Below are 20,312 nucleotides of genomic sequence, written 5' to 3'. Positions count from 1 at the left end.
CAGAAGATAGAATAGCTTAAGTGCTGTCAGTTTTTTAACGTATTTGTCAACACCTGCGTTATTAATAAGCTGAAAAATTTTTTCGTTAAAAATTGGCTGAAACAATTGAAAAAATGTGGATTTTGTGATATCCTTGCCTTGCATTATAGCTTCTCCTTTATATTAGAGATTTGGGCAAGGACTACCCTTAATCTCTATTATAAAGGAGATTTTTATATTTCTCAGCTAAAAAACGCATAATTCGTCCTATTTTGTGTTAAATCGAATTAATTCCCAGCTTGACAAATTTTAAAAAATTTTATGCAACACTACTGTATTTGTCAGTATTTTTTTAGGAACCATCGGATATATGTTAATTGAGGATTATTCCCTGCGAGATGCCCTTTGGATGACTACAATTACATTAACTACAGTGGGATATGGTTTGGTTAAACCATTATCAGTGCCGGGTACATACTTTACCATTTTTCTTTCATATGCTGGGCTGGCACTAATCCTTTATGCCCTGGGGCTTATCGGGGCGCTTATTGTTGAAGGGGATTTATTTGATTTATTGGGGAGAAGAAAAATGAAACAAGAAATAGCCAAATTACGTGACCATATCATCGTATGCGGTGCAGGTAGAGTAGGGAAACAAGTAATCGAAAGGCTCAAAAAAGAAAGGACACCTTTTGTCGTTATTGAACAGGAAGAACATCTGTTCAATAGTTTGCTGGAGGAAGGGGTTCTGGCGATTCTTGGGGATGCCAGTATGGAAGAGGTTTTGCGAAAAGCAGGGATTGAGCGGGCTAAAGGACTAGTTAGTGCCATACCCGGGGACGCAAACAATGTTTTTGTTACTCTCACTGCAAAAGAAATCAATCCTGGCATTACGATTGTTGCCAGAGCAGAGAGAAAGGAGTCGGAAGCAAAATTATATAGAGCAGGTGCAGATAAGGTAGTTTCACCGGCGATAATTGGCGGACAACGGATGGCCATTTCCATTATAAAACCGGCTTCTGTGGATTTCGTAGATACTCTGGTCTGTGTAGAAGATGTTGAATTGGAAATAGAGGAGTTATTAATTGCAGATGGCTCAGTTCTGGTGAATAAGGATTTAAAAAATAGTGGAATCAGAGAAAAAACGGGGACCATGGTTGTTGCAATCCAGCGGGAAGGCAAACTAAAACCGAACCCTGGCCCCGAAGAATTACTGCAATCAGGAGATATTTTGATTGCCATTGGAACCAGACAACAGTTACAAAAGCTTGAGGAACTGGCTTGTGGTAGGTGTAAAATATGAAACCTTTGACTGCTAAACAAATAATGGCAATGATAAGTGCCGGTGAAAATAATCACGTGGATTTTAAACGGGGGTTATTTTTGCCAGAGGCAGACAAGCCCAGAATTACCCAGCATTTTGAGCTGGCGAAAGACCTGGCAGCCTTTGCCAATTCAGATGGTGGTTACTTACTGGTTGGAGTCGATGATGATGGACAAGTAGTAGGTTTTAAGAGCAATGATCTATTGGAGCAAAGAATTATTAATTTGTGTAGAGATATTATTTCACCTCCATTAAAGCCTGATATCTATAAAGCAAAGGTAAAAGATAAAGAGGTTCTAGTAATAAGAGTCGAACGGGGTCAAGGTTACTTGCATTTAGTCAGGGATAAGGTCTACATCAGAGTTCACAATGAAGTACGGGTTGCATCCAGTGAAGAAATTACCGAAATTGTACTGGAAAGAAACCACCAGAAGTTGCGTTCCTTGTTACAGGAAAAAGAAAATCTATCTTTATTAATTATCAAAGTTAGCAAATTGAGTAGCGAATTATTTCGAGCCAAAACATTAATCACTGAGATTGAGGCTAATGATTTTTGTCAGGCACAAATTGACCTTTCTGATTATAATGATGGCATTAATGTCTATAAGTTAATAAAACAGGCAGAAAATCATTTGACAAACCTGGATATGGTTGAGCTGGGGAACTTATTGGAGTTTTTACTTCGGCTAGATCAAGCTATACAGCAATTAGAACAAATTAACCAGGAGCTTGAAACATTGCTGGATACATATTATTGTCAAATCGAGGGGAAATAAAAAACAGATAGATACACCTATACATAATGTGTCTTATGTATAGGTGCATAAAGAAAATGGAGGGTTTACTTTGTTAACGGCTACAATATCCGATCTAGATAATTTGCTGGAATCTTTTTCTGTTCATTTACGTTTAGGTCAAACCGGTGTTAGCCGCAAAAAATCGCCAGCAACAGTAAATGCTTATATGAGTGATATTCAAATGTTCTTTCGCTGGGTTTTTGAAACCAAGCAAATCTCTAAAATTGAGGAAATCAATTCTGAACTTATTCTAGAATATATCCTCTACTTAACTGATAATCTTTGCGTTAAGGAAAGTACCTTGGCTCGTAAGATCGCTTCCCTCAAAGCATTTTTTAGATACCTAGAATTTAAAGGGTTTATTCCCCTGGATCCTACCTTGCGTATCAAGGGCTACACGGAACGCAGACGCCGGGAATTGCCTAAGTTTTTATCCACAGTCAAAAGCCAGAAAATACTGGCCAGTGCTGAAGAAACTAAATACATAAAAAGAAATAAAGCTATCTTATATGTATTTCTCACGTGTGGATTGCGAATTTCGGAATTAATTAACCTAAAGCTGGAAAATGTCAACCTTGAAGCCGGAGAAATAACGGTTTATGGTAAGGGCGGGAAATATCGGATTGTACCATTAATAGGGCCAGCATTGCAGTTAGTGCAGGAGTATATTAGCGAAAGAGGTCCCCAGAGCACCAATTACCTCTTTTTAACGAAATACAACAAACCTTTTACACGTATAGGAATGTATAATTTAATTAAAACTCTGGCACGAAAAGCAGGACTTGGTTCTGAAGTGACTCCTCATACCTTGCGCCACACCTGTGCAACGTTACTCCATTCCATGGGGGTACCCTTACGGGATATTCAAGAGCTTCTTGGTCATGCTGATCTATCTACAACACAAATTTATACCCATGTTGTTAAAGAAAAACTAAAACAATCAGCTGCTTTAAACCCATTATTAACAAACCCGGAAAGTGAATTTAGCGAAAAACAATAATCTCTTCGTTTAATACTGTTGCCGTTTGAAAGGCTTGGGCAAGTGCATGCCATTCTAACGGCAATAAATTTTTTTCCTTGGCTAGCTGCCAGAAATCAGCCAAAACTGATAAAACATTATCACTGGTTGTATAGGGTAAAACTATATCCCAAAAAAGTTCTGGATTAATCTCTTGTTCGTAAAAGTTAAAAATCTCCCATAGCAGCTGAGGTTTACGCATATCCGTAACTAGTTTTATTAATCTTCGACAATCGATACTATTTTTAATCCATCCACAGCATCCAGCAGTACAATAGGAAAAATTAGCTCCGCATTCTTGACAATAGCTTTCCCATTCATCTATAAATTCAGGTTTAGTTCGGGCGACTTCGAAAAAATGATCCCCTAAAACAAGCTTCAACTCACAGGGTCTATTAATGAGAAAATATAATAACATTAATTAATACCTCCGATTTTTGCAATAGCATTTAGGCAATCTTTATAAAACTTGCTGGCTTTTTTATACATATTAAAAGCCTGGGTACTTTTCACTTCTTCTTCAGCATAATCAGCTAGCATACGCCAAAAAAGAACTTTTTTAAAATCCTGTAAGCTGCTTTCAGGAAGTAAATTTCTTTCTTTAATTAATTTAAGCTCGATCATTTCAATTATTTCTTCATGGGACTCCATGGAACGCAGGCTTTTCCCTTTCCAGGGCTTGACGTGACCTATAGTTGATAATAAAGCTCTAGCGCAGCGCAACATAGCGTAATAACACCTGTTCACAGTTGAATTATAATATCCATGTTCATAGCAGAGCAAGGCTGTTTGCAAAAATTCTTTACTTTTCTGCAAGCTAACAACTTTTATAATTAATGGTTGAAGGTTTAGAGGCTCTTGCTTTTCAATCGCCATTTTGGCTTGCTGTATTAGGGCTTCTTCGATGATCTTATTTAATTGGCTCGAAGTTGATTCATTAATGAAGATATTAGAAATAACATTAGATATAAATTGTTCTTGTTCTAATGAGAAATGCCTGAAATCATCTTCAAAAATCGGTATATATTCGATACTTTCTCCATGTTTAAGCCAAATTTGGTTGATAAAAACCAGCCTTTTTTCCATCTCATGTAAAAAATAGTTAAGGAATCCCCCTATTCTGTCTGGTTTAGATTCATAATAGTTGATATAATTGTAAAGAGAGAACATGAAAGCGATCTTTATCTGTAATAATAGTTTTCGCTCTTCGCCTTCTGGTAATGGGTATAGCTCCCAGTTAAAGTTTAGCTGGGGAAAATATTTATTTATTAAGGGACAGGTATGTTCATCCAGTATTTTTCCCAGACAGTATCTGATAAAGAGTTTTTCAATTTCGTATTTTTTTTCCTCAATTATCATCCAACCATTAGCCCAATAAACGCCACATAGGTTCTCTATACTGTTAGCAGACAATGTATTTTTTCTGGGCTTGAAACTAAAGAGTTTTTTTATTAACAGATAATAGTCTTTTTCTGTTAGATCCTTGCCTTTAATCCATTTATCGATAATCCCTACTATGTATTTGGGGGCAGCCTTATAGTAATAGGCTTGAAACACATCAACGGGATAATTTAACTGTTTATCTTCCACTGATATTATACAATTACTGATTGGCCAGAATTGCCGAGTCATCAAAACCCCTTCCTTTGGAGGTATTTTTATGGCTTTAATTGAATGGACTATTGATATTGATTTAAAAAATTTATACCGGGAAAATAAAGGTATTGCGATTCTTTTTGGTGATTTACATGCTAAACGTGTTACTAATTATTTGTGGGCAGAGCTAAAGTCGACAATTCATGGACAAGCCATGATTCCGGCTGAAGAATGGAAAAAAATTTTAGCCTTCAGTCATGAAAATAAGGTGGAAGTCTTGGGCTGGGTAAAATTATCTGGCTCAGAATATGAGGCTGTTGATATTACTAAATACATAAATGTTCCAACTGTGATTGTACTTTCTTTAAAAGAAGATGGAAATTATACCCTAACACAACAAATCAATCAAGTTAACAGTAAACCGCACAGGCAAGGCCCTGTTCCATTGAGCCATTCACCTGAAGATAGTAATTTTGCCTTTTATTACAAGTATTTATTAATGGTTGCTCTTTTCTTTACTATAATTTTTGCCTTTTTATACCCAGTTATGCGAAAAATAGAACAACCGGTCACAGAAAGGCCTGTTTCATTGCCAGGAGAAGAAATTAATAAAGAAGAAATTGGGGATCCTTTTCCTATAGAAAAAAAGGCTAACAGTTCAGAAATAAAACAGGAACAGGAATCTAAAACTATTCAATCTGAAATTCAACCAGAATATTTTTTATACACAGTAAAAAGTGGTGATTCCTTATGGGAAATTAGCAAGAAGTTTTATGGCTCTGGATTTGAATTTGTTCAGATAATGCAGGACAATCAAATCATAAATCCTGCTAAAGTTAGTATTGGTACTCAACTTAAAATCAGGAAAAAATAAGAACAGGGGTATTTCCCCTGTTTTACTTATTTTCGATTCTTAATTTTTTCAACTAGCATTTTGCAGTTTTCTGCTACTTGTTGAGGATCTACAGTTATTCTTGCAACACCTGACTGCATAGCGGCTTGGGCAACAGCAGCAGCTACTGCAGGTGCAACTCTGGGATCAAAAGGTTTAGGTATAATATATTCAGGTGAAAGCTCAGCTTCAGCAATCAGATTAGCTATAGCATAAGCAGCAGCTAGCTTCATTTCTTCATTAATATCTGTTGCCCGCACATCTAATGCTCCGCGGAAGATGCCAGGAAATGCCAGAACATTGTTCACCTGGTTAGGATAGTCAGAACGGCCAGTTCCTATCACTGCTGCTCCTGCGGCTTTGGCCAGTTCCGGCATGATTTCAGGCTCGGGGTTAGCCATTGCCAGGATAATCGGATTGGGGGCCATGGATTTTACCATCTCTACATCAACCTGTTTTGCTTTGGAAAGGCCCATAAAGACATCTGCGCCTTTTAAAGCATCACGGAGGGACGTTGTCACCATTTCCTGATTGGTCTTTTCAGCTATGGCCTCTTTATAGGGATTCATCCCCTCTTTTCTACCTTTGTAAATGGGACCTTTACTGTCGCACATAATAATATTCTTCACACCTAAACTCATTAACAGTTTAGTACAAGCGATGGCAGAGGCACCGGCACCATTGACTACTAGTTTTATTTCTTCAATCTTTTTATTTACAACTTTTAATGCATTGATAATCGCGGCAGCTGCTACAATGGCTGTACCATGCTGGTCATCGTGGAAAATAGGAATGTTTGTTTCCTTTTTTAGCCGTTCTTCTATGATAAAGCAATTTGGAGCTGCGATATCCTCCAGATTTACTCCACCGAAAGTAGGTTCCAGTAATTTTACTGTTTCCACGATTTTATCAGGGTCCTTGGTATTTAAACAAATTGGGAAAGCATCTACGCCGGCAAATTCTTTAAACAATACAGCTTTTCCTTCCATTACAGGCATTGCTCCAAGAGGCCCAATATCTCCCAAACCTAACACTGCGGTCCCGTCGGAAACTACTGCAACTAGATTGCCTTTAGCAGTATATTCATAGATCTTCTCCGGTTCTTTACTGATTTCGCGACATGGTTCTGCTACACCGGGTGAATAAGCCAGGCTCAGCTCTTCAGCATTATTGACTGGCACTTTAGAAATAACTTCAATCTTTCCTATGTGTTTACGGTGCAACTCTAATGCTTTTTCATAGATGTTCATGAATTATGCCTCCTTTAGCTTGTTGCATATTTTTCTTTTCCTAATTCATAAAGGTCACTACCATAGCAGTCATTAACGACGATTACAGGAAAGTTTTCTACATAAAGAGAATAAATTGCCTCAGCCCCCAGTTCAGGATAAGCTATTACTTCCGCTTTTTTAATGCATTTTGCCAGCAAGGCTCCTGCGCCCCCAATGGCAGCAAAATATACCGCTTTATTTTTGATAATTGACTCTTTCACGGCAGAGGACCTGAGTCCTTTGCCGATCATGCCTTTCAGACCCTTTTCAAGGAGTTTTGGTGTATAAGCGTCCATTCTTCCACTGGTAGTAGGCCCAGCAGATCCGATTACCTGTCCGGGTTTTGCAGGTGTAGGACCGACATAATAAATAATCTGACCTTTCAGCTCGATGGGCAGGGGTTCGTTTTTATCGATTAATTCAACCAACTTTTTGTGAGCTGCGTCCCGCGCGGTATAGATATAACCTGTAATTAATACTTGTTGACCTGCTTTCAGGCTTTCAACCATTTCGTCGGTAAGTGGTGGTGTAATTATAATCTCAGCCATAATTTACCTCCTCATAGAACAATTTCTTTATGGCGGGCAGCATGACAGTTAATATTAACTGCTACCGGTAAACTAGCAATATGGGCAGCATATAGTTCGATATGAACTGCTAGAGCAGTAATTTTGCCCCCCAGTCCCTGTGGACCAATGCCACTTGAGTTAATTTCCTGTAATAATTGTTCTTCTAATTCTGCGGCAATTTTATCGGGGTTTTTGCTACCAACAGGTCTCAATAAAGCTTTTTTGGCCAATAAGGCGCATTTTTCAAAGGTGCCACCAATTCCAACTCCGACAATAATCGGAGGGCAAGGATTTGGACCTGCATTTTTTACAGTTTCCAGGACAAATTTCTTTACTCCAGTTATACCATCTGCTGGTTTTAACATCTTTAAGGCACTCATGTTTTCACTACCGCCACCCTTAGGAGCGACCACTATTTTAAGCTGGCTTCCTGGTACAATCTCAAGATGGATGACTGCCGGAGTGTTATCTTTAGTATTAACCCGTTCAAGAGGATGACCGACTATAGATTTCCGTAGATAACCTTCAACATATCCCGATCTTACTCCTTCATTGATGGCAGTAATCAGGTCACCACCTGTGATATGAACATCCTGACCTAACTCTACAAAGATAACAGCAAATCCGGTATCCTGACAGATAGGCATTTGTTCTTCTCGTGCAATCTGTGCATTTTGTAATAATAAATTCAAGATTTCTTTTCCGTTTGGAGATTGTTCTGTTTCTGTAGCTTTTTTTATGGCATTCTCTACATCCTCAGGCAAAAAATAATTTGCCTCTTTTACCAGGTTTGCTACTGCAAGCCTAATTTCATCCACATGGATTTCTCTGATTGTCATTTAGGATTTTACCTCCTTTTGTTTTCTTTTTGTTTATTGCAAAAATGATGCCAATTGCAAAATAAATTTGTTGACGTATACAACACACATTTTGTTCTAAAATAAAGAAAATTACGGGTTTGATCTTTTTTAAATTTTAAAAAGAAGAAAACCCGCATATACGGGTTATAACTGGTATTTTTTCAATTTGTTATATAAGGTAGCTAAAGAAATATTTAAGGCTTTTGCCGCCATTTTTTTGCCCTCAACTGAATTACCAAATCGCTCTAAGGCTTTCTTTAACAGTATTTTCTCCATTTCATCAAAAGGTATAAGATCTTCAACAATTGGCAGAGTTGCAGTGGTAGAAACAGGTTCTAAGTACTGGACGAGATGTTTGGGAGTAATTAAATCTTCATCAGCTATTACCATGGCCCGTTCAATCACGTTTTCAAGTTCCCGTACATTTCCAGGCCAATCATAGGATTCCAGGATTATCTCTGCCTGTTTAGAAAGGCCTTTTATTTTTTTGCCCAGCTTACGGTTAAACTTGACTATTAATGAATTTGCAATCAGGATGATATCATCTTTTCTTTGGCGTAATGGCGGAATAGTTATTTCCACTACATTCAGGCGATAATAAAGATCTTCCCGAAAGGTACCTTTGCGAACCAGTTCCTTTAAATCTCGATTGGTTGCTGCAATTATTCTAACATCAACCTGGATAGTTTGAGTGCCACCAACTCTTTCGAATTCCATTTCCTGTATAACTCTTAAGAGTTTCGCTTGCAAATATAAATTCATATCACCAATTTCATCTAGAAAAATTGTTCCTCCATTAGCCAGTTCAAATTTACCCAGTTTTGTCTTAACTGCACCGGTAAAAGCTCCTTTTTCGTGGCCAAAAAACTCACTTTCCAGCAAGCTATCTGGTATAGCAGCACAGTTGACTTTAATAAAGGGTTTGTCTCTCCGAAGACTATATTGATGGATAGCGTGAGCGAATAACTCTTTACCAGTTCCGCTTTCTCCTAACAATAAAATTGTAGAATTACTCAGGGCAGCTTTTTTTGCTATATTTATTACTTTTCTCAATTCCTCATTATTGCCTATAATTGTATCAAAAGTATATTTAGAGCCTGTAATTTGACCTAAGCGATCATACAGGTTTTCAATTATTGATGTGCTTCTTTTTAATTCTTCCATCACTTTCATGAAGTCTGTTAAGTGGTTAAATACCACAACTGCACCAACCATTTGTCCATCTATTATAATGGGCGAAGCATTGGATACAACCTCGACATTGGTACCTCCTACTTTGGTACGCCAGCCATAAATATTTTTCCTAGTTCGCAAACATTCAGCCAGGGCACCATCGGGTGAGGCGGAAAAAATGTTCTGGCCGATTCTTTCTTCTGCGGTAATACCTGTGATTTTAGTAAAAGCAGGGTTGACATATTTGATATATCCATTGATATCTGCTACCTCAATAGCTTCCTGAACACTGGCCAGAATAGCATCCATTTCCCCTTTAATTCTTTTTATTTCCAGCAATTGTTTCTTTTCTTCCAGCAGTTTTTGTTTTGCTTTAACTACAAGCATCATTAGATCAGCTGCTTGAGCATCCATAACCGCCATACTAGGTGGTTTAAGTTTACGAATGGTTTCCTGGACCAATGGTTTGCCAGTAGCTTCGATTAAAACATCAATATTAATGGTATCCAAAAAATCATAGAAATTGTTGGTAATAGGAACCCCATCTGCTCGAGCCAATTTCAGACCCGGAGCATCTTCATTTATGTCACAGACACCTACAATGACACAATCTTCAATGGTTTTTAACACTTGATAAATAGCGCTTCCACCCTGCCCCATTCCTACTATTGCCACTCTTACTCCTGACATACTCCTCACCCCACCTTTTTAATTCTACAATAGTTGCCATAATCCTTTCTAAGATTTAAAAAAGTTTTTCTTTTTTGCGAACTATTGTTTGCAATCTATTCAAATTGCTGTATAATAGTTTAAAAGAGAGATGGAGGTGCATTATGGATAATAAGCTTAATGCTAAACAGCAAGCTGTCCTGGATTTTATTAAACAGGAGATAAAAAGAAAAGGTTATCCGCCATCTGTTCGGGAAATTGGTAAAGCAGTTGGGTTCAGTTCCAGCTCCACGGTTCATAATTATTTGAATCAACTGGAAAAACTGGGTTATATTCGCCGCGATCCAGCCTTGCCTAGAGCGATTGTTGTTAACGAACCGGATAACGATTATTATTTTGAGAAGGATATGGTTGAGGTTCCTTTGCTAGGTAAGGTTACTGCGGGTTTGCCGATTCTGGCTGTAGAGAACATTGAAGAGAGGTTTCGTTTTCCCCGGGGATTATTGCCGGTAGGCGGAAATATATTTATGTTGCGGGTAATTGGTGATTCCATGATCAATGCAGGTATTTATCCTAACGATTATGTCTTTGTAAAGCAACAGCCTTTTGCACACAACGGGGAAATCGTAGTGGCATTAATCGATGAAGAAGCGACTATAAAAAGATTCTTTATTGAAGGAGAAAAAATTGTTTTAAGACCTGAGAATGAAAAGTATAAGCCTATTATTTTGGATGAAGTCTCTATCCTGGGTAAAGTCATTGGTTTATATAGAAAAATGTGAGTCTCAACTATCCAGTTGAGACTCACATTTTTTATGTTAGCCAGAGGAACGTTCCAATCATGCTTAAGGCAATTATCAGTTTTAGCAGAAATCCAATAATAAAACCCCGGGCGGCTCCTTTTAGAGTAATGAGAATTTGTTTAAGTTCTTTTCCACTTAGTATCTCACCTATTAGTAACCCCAGAACAGGCCCTATTAAAAAACCAACTGGAGCCCAGAAAAAACCCAGGATTCCTCCTATGAGCAATCCCCACATACCATAGCGGGAAACGCCGGCCTGTTTCGAGCCAATTATGCCGGCAAAATATTCGATTAGCCAGCTAAGGACAGTTAAAGCTGCAAACAATAAGAGCCAGGCAATATTAATGACAGTAAAATTAGTATTCCAGGCATAAATGAAAATAGCAATGAAGATCAATGGTATGCCCGGAATAACTGGTAAAAATGTTCCTAGTAAACCAAGTATCATAACCAAAACATAGGCCCAGTAATAATCAACCATAATTTGCCTCCTCTATCTGGTACGGCGATCTTTTACATAGACAGAGCCTTCTTGTGACTTAGCGTATTTTTTTAGCTCAGAAGCAATTTCGGAGACCTGCCAGTGGTTTTCAATATTGCGATGTTCATTGCTTACTACGGCAATAGAAACGGAAACCAGACTAAACTTGCACTCTTTACCCTGTCTATCTTTTGTAACAATGTAACCTCTTTTTCGGTCATCGGCATTGTATAATAAAGGCACGGTAGCATCAAAACGGGTGATAATTTGCTGACATATTTCATCTACCTTGTCAGGGGTTGTGATGGCGATAAAATCATCGCCCCCGATGTGACCGATAAAATCATCGACATTACCCAGGTTTCTTACACACTGGGTTAAGATATGAGCTAGAAGTTTGATTACTTCATCACCTTTAAGGAAACCATAGACATCATTATAAGCTTTGAAGTTATCCAGATCTAAATACATTACCGCGAATTTCCGGCTCTTGTCATTTATTCGCCGTTTAATTTCTTCTTCTATCATAATATTTCCGGGCAGGCCTGTTAGGGGATTAAAAGATTTTTCCTGCTTGGCCCGGCGCAAATGGGTTTTTATTCTGGCTACGAGTTCATCCAGATCGAAGGGTTTGGTTACATAATCATCAGCACCAGCTTCCAACCCAGCTACCACGTCCTGTGTTTGCTTGCGGGAAGTCATCATAATGATAGGAACGTGGCTTGTCCGCGTATCATTTCTGAGGATACGGCACATTTCCACACCTGTTTTACCGCCTGGAAGAATTACATCTAACAAAATCAGATCCGGTGCTTCTTGATATACCGCTGCCAGACCAGAAACACTATCCATTGCAGCAGTCACCTGAAAGCCTTCTTTTGTTAGGCGATCCTGCACCATGGCTACTATTAATTTATCATCATCAATTATTAATATTTTACTCTTAGAGGTTACATACTTATCCACTAATTTAGACCCCCTATATTATACAAAGGTCAATAAATATTTTAGCATAGTTCAATATATGAATACAATCAATTCCTGGCAATAATTTCGGCAAGAGCATTTTGAACAGCCAGGAAAATATGATGGCGATTTAAACCACCCTGGAAATAGATTATGTAAGGGGGAACTAAGGGGCCATCGGCGCTGAGTTCAGCAGTTGAACCGGCTATAAAGGTCCCGCCCGCCATTATGACTGGGACATCATAGCCAGGCATTACCCATGGTTCAGGGGTCAGGTGACTATCAATGGGGGAAAAACGTTGTATACCACGGCAAAATGCTTTCATATTCTCGGCGGAGTTAAGTTTTATTGCCTGAATAATGTCACTGCGAGGCTCTTCTATTGTAGGAGATACTTCAAACCCGGCCAGGGAGAATAAAGCAGCGGCATAGATTGCACCAATCAGGGCCTCAGCAACCATCCTGGGGGCAAGGTACAGACCATGAAAGGTGGAACGCAAAAAATCACCCGTGGCACCCAGTTCGCCTTCGGTACCGGGAACTGTTAAACGTTCGGCTGCCAGATTTACTAAATCCTTGTTTCCTACGATATAACCACCGGTGGGGGCTAAACCTCCACCTAGATTTTTAATTAAAGAACCAGCTACCAGGTCAGCGCCGTACTGGGTTGGTTCAAATCCTTCTACCAGTTCCCCGTAACAATTATCTACAAATATAATCACATCGGGTCTAATTTTTTTTGTCAGAGCAAAGGCTTCAGTTAAATCTGGTTGAAGTAAGGATTTGCGCCAGGCATACCCCCTGGATCGCTGAAAAGCTACAACTCTTATGGACTTATCTTCTTCTAAAAGTTTTTGTAAGGTAAATATGTCAATTTTATCATCAGAGGTAAGGTCGATTTGGCGGTAGTTAATACCCCAGTCCCTAAGGCTTCCGGGCTCGTTTTTAAAACCTATTACTTTTTCCAGGGTATCGTAGGGTTTTCCTGTAGCAAATAGGATGGTATCCCCCGGTCTTAAAATGGCAAATAATGCAGTAGCGATAGCGTGGGTACCGGAAACAAATTGTGGTCGTACTAAAGCTGCTTCTGCCCCAAAGAGGGTTGCAAAAACGTGTTCCAGGGCTTCTCTTCCGATGTCCCCATATCCATACCCATTAGTACCGTTTAAGTGATGCTGGTAAACCTGAGCGTGTCGAAAAGCTTCCAAAACCTTTGCCGTTTGGTAAAAAGTTTTGTTTTCTATTTCAGCCACTATTGGTTTGATCATTTCCAGTGCTTGAGTGTGTAAACGGTTGATGTCCTTCATGGTTAATTCCTCATTCCCTTTCTATTTCTCATAAATTTCCAGTTGAGCACTATATCTATTTTCCACTCTGCCCTTAATTAATATACCTGAATCTGTGTATTTCTCCTCAACGATATGACCATGCTTTCTAATTAAACTAATAAGGGAGGCCTGGTTATAAGGGAAAAACCAAAGGGTGTCTTTGTAAACATTTTCTGTGTTTAAAATTGTATCTATTTTGATTAATAACTCATCAATACCGGTTTTTTTCAAGGCTGAAATGCAAACATAATCTGACGGAAGATCGTGAAGTAATATGTTTAATCTATCCAGGTCGTTAAGTAAGTCTATTTTATTAAAAACTATTAATTGTTTAATTGTTTCTAAATTTAAATCTTTAATAATAGCTTCAACGACCTTGATATGTTGTCTGGCAAATGGATTACTGGCATCTACTACATGTAAAATCAAATCGGAACGCAAATGCTCTTCCAATGTAGCACGAAAAGCTGCAATCAGGCCTGGAGGTAAATTGCGAATAAAACCTACTGTGTCGGTTAGTACAGCCCATCTACCCGAAGGGAGTTGGAGACGGCGCGTCGTTGTATCAAGGGTGGCAAACAATTTGTCCTCAGCCAGGACATTGGCATTGGCTAGCAGATTAAGTAAAGTCGATTTTCCGGCATTGGTATAACCGGTTAAGCATATGTGCGGAATATTATTAGTTGCCCTCTGTTTGTGTTGATTTTGACGGTGTTTTTGTATTTCGGCCAGCTCCTGTGTTAATAATACTATTTTCTTTTTAATTTTTCGCCTATCTTGTTCCAGTTTAGTTTCACCAGGGCCCCGGGTACCTACGCCTCCGCCTAAGCGGGAAAGGTTATTACCCTGACCGGTTAGACGAGGTAACAGATGTTTAAGTTGTGCCAGTTCAACCTGAAGTTTGCCCTCTCGTGACTGGGCCCTTTGTGCAAAAATGTCAAGAATCAAAGTAGTACGGTCTACTACTTTCTGCCCGGTAATTTCCTCGATATTTCGTAATTGAACTGGTGAGAGCTCGTGATCAAAGACCAGAAGATTTGCTTGTAATACCTGGGACTTATTCTTTATTTCAACGATTTTACCTTTGCCAACAAAGAGCCCGGTATGAATCTTTCTTAGCTTTATAATTTCACAATCCAGAACCTGAATACCGGCTGTTTTGCATAATTCCTCCAGTTCAAGGGCACCCTCTTCATCAAAAGCTATCAATAATGCTTTTTCTGTTAAGTCAATATCCTCTATTTTGTTTTTCCTTGAACCTTCTACCCCGATGATATCCAGGCTCTTCTGGGCTAAGTCCTGCAAAGTATATTTTTCAACAGTAAGCCCATGGCTGTCATCGATTTTTGCGATTTGAATTGTATCTGAAAAAGACCCAATAGCCATGATTGCCTGGGTTTGACCGGAATGGATTAAAGAAAGATCCAGCTCACTTAATTCACTGGTTGCTTGTGGATGGGTATGGATGATTAAATAAGAGTTTCGAGGTACTGGTACTTGCTGGCTATTACCTATACTGATAAACTCCACTTTGCCTTTTTTATTAATACCTATAGCAATTTCCCTGTTTAGCTGTTCAGATATTGATAATAGTTGCTGATACATTTCATATGGTAATAGTTTATCAAATTGATATCCTCTTATCTGAGAGAGTTTGTCTAAAAGATGTTTGCGAATACCATCTGTATTACCATAAATAAATTTCATGCAATAATCACCTTATTCTAAATGAAATTCTCATTGTCAGTATAAAGGCAAAAAAAAATATTTACAAGTAGTTGCCGGTGGCGGAATAAATGTCATCTTCAGTGATCAGGATCAAATCGTCCCGGGTAACAATTTCTTTCTTCACCAGGCGAACTGCCTGACAGCGAATCAATTTCTCGATGTAGTTTCTTACTAACCGGGCATTACCGTTAACAATGGTTGTAGGGGGGAGGTTTTTTAATTGCTCCTTGAAACGCTCTTTTGCCTGAGGAGTAAAATCATACTGGCGCTGTTTTAACATTTGTTCTGCGATTAACATTAATTCATCTATACTGTAATCCGGAAAAGATATATGTATGGGAAACCGACTTCTCAAACCAGGATTGGTGCGCAGAAACCACTCCATCTCACTTGGATAGCCAGCAAGAATTATAACCAGATTATCTTTATGATCTTCCATGGCTTTTACCATAGTGTCAATGGCTTCTTTACCAAAATCCTTTTCTCCTCCCCGGGCCAAACTATATGCTTCATCGATAAACAGTATACCTCCGAGAGCGCGCTTGATTTGCTCTCTGGTCTTTATAGCCGTATGACCGATATACTCGCCGACCAGGTCAGCCCTTTCAATTTCAATCAAATGGCCTTTTTGTAAAAGGCCAAGCTCGCGAAAAAGTTTACCTGCAATGCGAGCCACCGTTGTTTTTCCAGTGCCTGGGTTACCTTTAAATACCATATGTAAAACCATTGGTTCATTATATAGCTTTTCTTTTTGGCGTTTTTTTTGAATCCTGGCAAAAGCATAGATTTCATGGAAGATATATTTAACTTTTTCTAATCCGATCAATTCATTAAGTTCTTTTAATATTTCTTCAACGAAGCTACTATTAGTTTGTTCAGTGATGTTATTAATTGATTGAGGTTTATGAGGAGTAAGATTCAGAGGCTCTAAACGGTTTTGTTGACGTTTAAATTGAATTAACATTGATTACTCCCCCAATCTCAATCATCTACTGTTTATTAATTATGCCCGATTGTCCAGTCTTATGAAAAAAGAGGCTTGGCCTTCAGGCCAGCCCCTTGCTAACTTACTGGTTTTGGTTAACATTGCGGTTATCAGAAAAAGAAAAATGAACAGGCTTAATGGGAGCTACTGTTGAAATTGCGTGTTTATAAACCATTTGTTGTTTACCTTCTTGTTCTAAGATAACAGTAAAATTATCAAAGCCTCTTACCAGTCCCTTAAGTTGAAAACCATTAACAAGATAAACAGTTACCGGGATATTTTCCTTCCGGACCTGATTTAAAAAAGCATCCTGTAAATTAATAGTGGATTTAGTTGTTGTCATCTCTCTATACCTCCATCTAAATTTATAAATAAGGGCAAACGCTTTGCTGGAAAGATATTTCTACATTTTTGCCCATAGTCCTGCTGCCTCTTGAGCAATTTTTTTACTGATATCATGGATTGATTGTTCAGTTACATCCAGCCAGTTGATATTTTCTTCCTGGCGTAACCAGGTTAATTGCCTTTTGGCATAACGGCGGGTAGCTGTCTTGATATCCTCCACCATTTGCAGATAAGTAATTTCTCCGCGTAAATATGAGAAAATCTGTTTGTAGCCTATTGCCTGGCTGGCTGTATTGCTTAAATTGTATTTGTCCAGTAAATGTTGGGCTTCTTCAATCCAGCCACTTGCCAGCATTTGTTCCACTCTTAAATTTATCCGCTCATATAATTTTTCCCTGCTGGCAGTTAATGCATACATCAAATACTTTCTTTTTAAGCCCTTTTGCCGGGATTTTTCCTGATAGTAACTGATAGGCTTTCCTGTAAAATGATATACCTCTAAAGCTCTGATTATTCTTTTGAGATCATTGGGATGTAATTTGTTAGCTGTTACTGGGTCGATAGCTGCCAGTTCCTGCCAAAGTGCTTCGGTCCCTCGCAAGGTAGCTTCTTTTTCTTTGCTCTTGCGCCACTGCCAGTCCACAGCGAAAGGTGTAAAATCATAGGTATGAGTTAAAGCTTTTATGTATAAACCTGTACCGCCAACAATGATAGGTTTTTTATTTCTGGCATAGATATCTTTAATCTTTGCTTCTGCCAGGGTTTCAAACAAGGCTACACTAAATTCCTCTTCCGGACTGATAATATCCAGAAGATGATGGGGAATTCCCTGGCGCTGTTCAACAGGTACTTTAGCTGTTCCTATATCCATGTCTTTATACACTTGCATAGAATCTCCGGATATTATTTCCCCGTCAATGAGTTTGGCTAATTCAATGCCTACTGCTGATTTACCTACGGCGGTGGGTCCTACAATAATTAAAACTGGTTGATAATCCATCACTATCCCTCTTGCTTACTAGAATAATAGATACCGAAGCCAAGATTAGAACTGGTTTTAATTAATTGGTCTGGCCTGAAGTTCTTAAAGAAGTCACTATTCAGGTTCTCTTTAACTACAACCTGCCGACGGCACTTGCTTAACGCTAACTGGACATCGGCGGCCATAAGGGGAGTCGGGTTACCAATTAATCGTAGTATATTAATACCCGTTGACTTGCTTTTGGTTATTTGAAACATGGGATCAAAATAAATGACATCAAAAGATTGTCCGGGAGTTCTATTTAAAAAATGGTGAAAGGAACTGTTGATAATCTCAATTCGCTGTGTTAATGGTTTTAAAATAGTGTCATTCAATTTCGCAAAACCATTTTCGGCCAAAACAGCAACAAGCTTTTCCGATTCCAGGGCAGTGATTTTTCCTGTTGGTCCTACACTATAGGCCAGAACCAAACTATCTGCTCCCAGGCCCATGGTACAATCCAGGATGTGATCCCCTGGTTGAGGGTCTACTGCCGTGATCAGGGGGTCCTGACCGTTTCTCATCAAATTTAATATTCTCAGTTTTGCCATATTGGGATGCCAGGATAAATTTTTGTTCTGATACCTAATGAAGATATCTTCCAAACTAACAATAATTAATACTTGCTCCGGATTATTCCTTACTTTAGAACGATGAACAAAGGGTAACTGTAAGCGCTGTGCCAAGGATATGGCTTTTTTTATACTCTCTTCCGAGGCTTTATTTGAAGTGGTAACAACAAACTGCAATTTATTCACCTCATGTGCGTTTAAAAAGCTGTTCTAGCTCCTTTAGTTGCCATTCAATTTTTGTTGGTCGCCCGTGGGGGCAGGTTACTGGTAAAGTGCATTGATGTAATTGTTCTATTAGAGCTTCCATTTCTGGTAGAGATAGTTTCTGGTTTGCTTTGATTGCTGTTTTGCAGGCCCTTAAGATTAACCATTTTTCCTGTAAACGCTGAATGTTTTCATACTGTTTGTCAACCATCAGTTCAAGTAAATCATGGAATAGTTCAGTAGCAGTAGCATTATCCAATCCCAGGGGAACTGCTCTCAATAATATAGTATTTTGCCCAAAATGTTCAACTAAATAACCAAAGTCCTGAAAGAGAAAGATTTTATCGATTAGGGTTTGAAAAAGCAATGGGTTCAAAGTAATGGTTTCAGGATATAACAGGGGTTGCACTGCTGTGCGGAAATCCTTTTCATTAAGCAATTTTTCATAGAGTATTCGCTCATGGGCAGCATGCTGATCAACCAGGGAGAAACACTGATTATCCTCCAACAGAATAAAGGAGTCAAAAATCTGCCCGATTACCCGCCAGCCTGGGAGCGAAAGCGGATAATCAGGAGCGGATTCTTTTATTTCCTGAATTTGTGGTGTAATATCTGGTTTGGCAGGTTGACTAAATAGCTCTACAAACAAGGGACGTGCTTGTGGAAGCTCCTTGCTGATTTTCTTATCTGCCAAAGTCATACTATTTATGATAGTTTTGGCTGATTGCTGTGGGAAAAACTGCTCTTTGACAGCACTTTCGATTACTTTAGTTATTAGATCTTCTTCACTAAAACGGATTTCCATTTTAGTTGGATGAACATTTACATCAATTATTTCAGGCTTAATTTCAATGAACAGGCAAAATATTGGATAGCGGTTTATGGCTAACAGGGTATTTAAAGTTTTTTCCACAATACTGGAAATTAAGCGAGAGCGAACCAGGCGGCGATTTACAAAAATAATTTGTTGCAGCCGGGTTGTCCGGCTAAAAGCTGGCGGAGCCAGAAAACCATGGATTTTTATACTGGCATCAGCACTTTCGCCTTTGACTTCAAGCATTTTGCTGGCGATTTCCTCACCAAAATTCAAAACCAGGGGATAAAAATAATCTCCCTTTCCATCGGTTTGCCACTGACGGCTACTGGCAGCAGTAAATTTGAAAGCGATTTCCGGATAGGCCAGGGCGAATCTTAAGAGAATATCTTTAATATGACCCAGTTCGGTTGACTCTGATTTGACATGTTTTTTGCGTGCGGGGGTGTTAAAAAACAGGTTGCGTACAATGATATCAGTGCCAACAGGCATGCCTACCGCCTCTTCAGCTACCAGATGGCCCCCGGAAAATCTGAATTTCCAGCCATTGATGGAATCAGCAGTCCGGCTGGAGATTTCCAGTTCTGATACGGAAGCAATACTGGGCAAGGCTTCACCCCGAAAACCCAGGGTTAAAAGCTGATTTAGATCATTGATGGACGTTATTTTACTTGTAGCATGTCTTTGAAAAGCCAGAGGAAGGTCTTCTTTGCTAATCCCCATTCCATTATCAAAGACACGAAGATAGGATAATACCGATTCGCCTACTTCAATTTCTATTTTGCTGGCCCTGGCATCAATGGAGTTCTCTACCAGTTCTTTGATTACTGAGGCAGGTCTTTCTACCACCTCTCCGGCGGCGATTTGGTTGGCGGTTATCGGGTCTAAGATTTTTATCCTGTTAGACAATCAGACCT

General features: G+C 38.9%; 20 protein-coding genes. 5 read left to right on the top strand and 15 right to left on the bottom strand.

Translation table 11 applies throughout. The features are described 5' to 3' along the window. The first annotated feature begins 295 nt into the window (after window positions 1-295). From B5D20_RS01705 to B5D20_RS01695, 3 genes are all read left to right on the top strand, one after another. Window positions 296-1,282 (top strand): potassium channel family protein, encoded by a 987-nt coding sequence (locus B5D20_RS01705; protein ID WP_242952030.1) that lies wholly within the window; start codon window positions 296-298, stop codon window positions 1,280-1,282. Next, complete coding sequence (locus B5D20_RS01700) at window positions 1,279-2,079, top strand: AlbA family DNA-binding domain-containing protein (RefSeq protein ID WP_078664498.1); 801 nt, start codon at window positions 1,279-1,281, stop codon at window positions 2,077-2,079. The genes B5D20_RS01705 and B5D20_RS01700 overlap by 4 nt, the downstream gene beginning before the upstream one ends. Before the next feature lie 70 nt (window positions 2,080-2,149). Next, a complete protein-coding gene (locus B5D20_RS01695) occupies window positions 2,150-3,100 on the top strand; it encodes a tyrosine-type recombinase/integrase (RefSeq protein WP_159071875.1) in 951 nt (316 codons plus the stop codon). Here the strand turns inward: B5D20_RS01695 and B5D20_RS01690 are convergent. Both B5D20_RS01690 and B5D20_RS01685 read right to left on the bottom strand, forming a co-directional pair. After that, window positions 3,084-3,536: a hypothetical protein gene (locus B5D20_RS01690; protein ID WP_078664496.1), complete on the bottom strand. Its 453-nt coding sequence runs from the start codon at window positions 3,534-3,536 to the stop codon at window positions 3,084-3,086. The genes B5D20_RS01695 and B5D20_RS01690 overlap by 17 nt on opposite strands. Then, window positions 3,536-4,750: a HEPN domain-containing protein gene (locus B5D20_RS01685; RefSeq protein WP_078664495.1), complete on the bottom strand. Its 1,215-nt coding sequence runs from the start codon at window positions 4,748-4,750 to the stop codon at window positions 3,536-3,538. Before B5D20_RS01685 ends, B5D20_RS01690 begins: the two co-directional genes overlap by 1 nt. Before the next feature lie 28 nt (window positions 4,751-4,778). Between B5D20_RS01685 and B5D20_RS01680 the strand changes: the two genes are divergently transcribed. Next, the gene (locus B5D20_RS01680; RefSeq protein WP_078664494.1) at window positions 4,779-5,588 is read left to right on the top strand and encodes a LysM peptidoglycan-binding domain-containing protein; all 810 of its coding nucleotides are present in this window, start codon (window positions 4,779-4,781) and stop codon (window positions 5,586-5,588) included. Between the two features lie 26 nt (window positions 5,589-5,614). On the opposite strand, the gene B5D20_RS01675 is transcribed toward B5D20_RS01680, so the two are convergent. The 4 genes from B5D20_RS01675 to B5D20_RS01660 form a co-directional block, all read right to left on the bottom strand. Beyond that, a complete protein-coding gene (locus B5D20_RS01675; protein ID WP_078664493.1) occupies window positions 5,615-6,856 on the bottom strand; it encodes an NAD(P)-dependent malic enzyme in 1,242 nt (413 codons plus the stop codon). A 14-nt stretch (window positions 6,857-6,870) separates the two neighbouring features. Further along, the gene (locus B5D20_RS01670; protein ID WP_078664492.1) at window positions 6,871-7,425 is read right to left on the bottom strand and encodes a Fe-S-containing hydro-lyase; all 555 of its coding nucleotides are present in this window, start codon (window positions 7,423-7,425) and stop codon (window positions 6,871-6,873) included. A gap of 11 nt (window positions 7,426-7,436) precedes the next feature. After that, entirely contained in the window at window positions 7,437-8,285 is an 849-nt protein-coding gene (locus tag B5D20_RS01665; RefSeq protein ID WP_078664491.1) for a fumarate hydratase, read from the bottom strand. A 165-nt stretch (window positions 8,286-8,450) separates the two neighbouring features. Continuing rightward, entirely contained in the window at window positions 8,451-10,169 is a 1,719-nt protein-coding gene (locus tag B5D20_RS01660; RefSeq protein WP_078664490.1) for a sigma 54-interacting transcriptional regulator, read from the bottom strand. A gap of 143 nt (window positions 10,170-10,312) precedes the next feature. Between B5D20_RS01660 and lexA the strand changes: the two genes are divergently transcribed. After that, the gene (lexA, locus tag B5D20_RS01655; RefSeq protein ID WP_078664489.1) at window positions 10,313-10,930 is read left to right on the top strand and encodes a transcriptional repressor LexA; all 618 of its coding nucleotides are present in this window, start codon (window positions 10,313-10,315) and stop codon (window positions 10,928-10,930) included. A gap of 31 nt (window positions 10,931-10,961) precedes the next feature. Here lexA and B5D20_RS01650 read toward each other — a convergent pair whose 3' ends face one another. The 9 genes from B5D20_RS01650 to mutL form a co-directional block, all read right to left on the bottom strand. Next, window positions 10,962-11,432, bottom strand: coding sequence for a DUF456 domain-containing protein (locus tag B5D20_RS01650; RefSeq protein ID WP_078664488.1), 471 nt, complete (start codon window positions 11,430-11,432; stop codon window positions 10,962-10,964). A 12-nt stretch (window positions 11,433-11,444) separates the two neighbouring features. Further along, the gene (locus B5D20_RS01645; RefSeq protein ID WP_242946671.1) at window positions 11,445-12,398 is read right to left on the bottom strand and encodes a GGDEF domain-containing response regulator; all 954 of its coding nucleotides are present in this window, start codon (window positions 12,396-12,398) and stop codon (window positions 11,445-11,447) included. 68 nt (window positions 12,399-12,466) lie between these two features. Then, window positions 12,467-13,705, bottom strand: a complete 1,239-nt coding sequence (locus B5D20_RS01640) for a methionine gamma-lyase family protein (protein WP_078664487.1) — start codon at window positions 13,703-13,705, stop codon at window positions 12,467-12,469. Between the two features lie 21 nt (window positions 13,706-13,726). Further along, entirely contained in the window at window positions 13,727-15,433 is a 1,707-nt protein-coding gene (gene hflX / locus B5D20_RS01635; RefSeq protein ID WP_078664486.1) for a GTPase HflX, read from the bottom strand. A gap of 61 nt (window positions 15,434-15,494) precedes the next feature. Then, window positions 15,495-16,418 carry an AAA family ATPase gene (locus B5D20_RS01630; protein WP_078664485.1) on the bottom strand — a complete coding sequence of 308 codons (924 nt, stop codon included), beginning with the start codon at window positions 16,416-16,418 and terminating at the stop codon, window positions 15,495-15,497. Between the two features lie 103 nt (window positions 16,419-16,521). Continuing rightward, entirely contained in the window at window positions 16,522-16,782 is a 261-nt protein-coding gene (hfq, locus tag B5D20_RS01625) for an RNA chaperone Hfq (protein WP_078664484.1), read from the bottom strand. Window positions 16,783-16,842: 60 nt separating this feature from the next. Next, entirely contained in the window at window positions 16,843-17,784 is a 942-nt protein-coding gene (gene miaA, locus B5D20_RS01620) for a tRNA (adenosine(37)-N6)-dimethylallyltransferase MiaA (RefSeq protein WP_078664483.1), read from the bottom strand. A 2-nt stretch (window positions 17,785-17,786) separates the two neighbouring features. After that, a complete protein-coding gene (locus B5D20_RS01615; RefSeq protein WP_079906915.1) occupies window positions 17,787-18,554 on the bottom strand; it encodes a class I SAM-dependent methyltransferase in 768 nt (255 codons plus the stop codon). Window positions 18,555-18,564: 10 nt separating this feature from the next. Next, window positions 18,565-20,304, bottom strand: a complete 1,740-nt coding sequence (gene mutL / locus B5D20_RS01610) for a DNA mismatch repair endonuclease MutL (RefSeq protein ID WP_078664481.1) — start codon at window positions 20,302-20,304, stop codon at window positions 18,565-18,567. Between the last annotated feature and the right edge of the window lie 8 nt (window positions 20,305-20,312).

The organism is Carboxydocella sporoproducens DSM 16521, assembly GCF_900167165.1.
In the GTDB taxonomy this organism is placed as follows: Bacteria; Bacillota.
The sequence above is the reverse complement of the archived record's forward strand: the minus strand, read 5'-3'. Positions and strand labels throughout refer to the sequence as shown.

Excerpts from the sequence above, each read along its gene's own strand:
- hfq (WP_078664484.1), bottom strand. The coding sequence starts at position 16,782 with ATGACAACAACTAAATCCACTATTAATTTACAGGATGCTTTTTTAAAT.
- B5D20_RS01670 (WP_078664492.1), bottom strand. The coding sequence starts at position 7,425 with ATGGCTGAGATTATAATTACACCACCACTTACCGACGAAATGGTTGAA.
- B5D20_RS01650 (WP_078664488.1), bottom strand. The coding sequence starts at position 11,432 with ATGGTTGATTATTACTGGGCCTATGTTTTGGTTATGATACTTGGTTTA.
- B5D20_RS01700 (WP_078664498.1), top strand. The coding sequence starts at position 1,279 with ATGAAACCTTTGACTGCTAAACAAATAATGGCAATGATAAGTGCCGGT.
- miaA (WP_078664483.1), bottom strand. The coding sequence starts at position 17,784 with ATGGATTATCAACCAGTTTTAATTATTGTAGGACCCACCGCCGTAGGT.
- B5D20_RS01685 (WP_078664495.1), bottom strand. The coding sequence starts at position 4,750 with ATGACTCGGCAATTCTGGCCAATCAGTAATTGTATAATATCAGTGGAA.
- B5D20_RS01675 (WP_078664493.1), bottom strand. The coding sequence starts at position 6,856 with ATGAACATCTATGAAAAAGCATTAGAGTTGCACCGTAAACACATAGGA.
- B5D20_RS01640 (WP_078664487.1), bottom strand. The coding sequence starts at position 13,705 with ATGAAGGACATCAACCGTTTACACACTCAAGCACTGGAAATGATCAAA.
- B5D20_RS01665 (WP_078664491.1), bottom strand. The coding sequence starts at position 8,285 with ATGACAATCAGAGAAATCCATGTGGATGAAATTAGGCTTGCAGTAGCA.
- B5D20_RS01630 (WP_078664485.1), bottom strand. The coding sequence starts at position 16,418 with ATGTTAATTCAATTTAAACGTCAACAAAACCGTTTAGAGCCTCTGAAT.
- hflX (WP_078664486.1), bottom strand. The coding sequence starts at position 15,433 with ATGAAATTTATTTATGGTAATACAGATGGTATTCGCAAACATCTTTTA.
- B5D20_RS01660 (WP_078664490.1), bottom strand. The coding sequence starts at position 10,169 with ATGTCAGGAGTAAGAGTGGCAATAGTAGGAATGGGGCAGGGTGGAAGC.
- B5D20_RS01690 (WP_078664496.1), bottom strand. The coding sequence starts at position 3,536 with ATGTTATTATATTTTCTCATTAATAGACCCTGTGAGTTGAAGCTTGTT.
- lexA (WP_078664489.1), top strand. The coding sequence starts at position 10,313 with ATGGATAATAAGCTTAATGCTAAACAGCAAGCTGTCCTGGATTTTATT.
- B5D20_RS01680 (WP_078664494.1), top strand. The coding sequence starts at position 4,779 with ATGGCTTTAATTGAATGGACTATTGATATTGATTTAAAAAATTTATAC.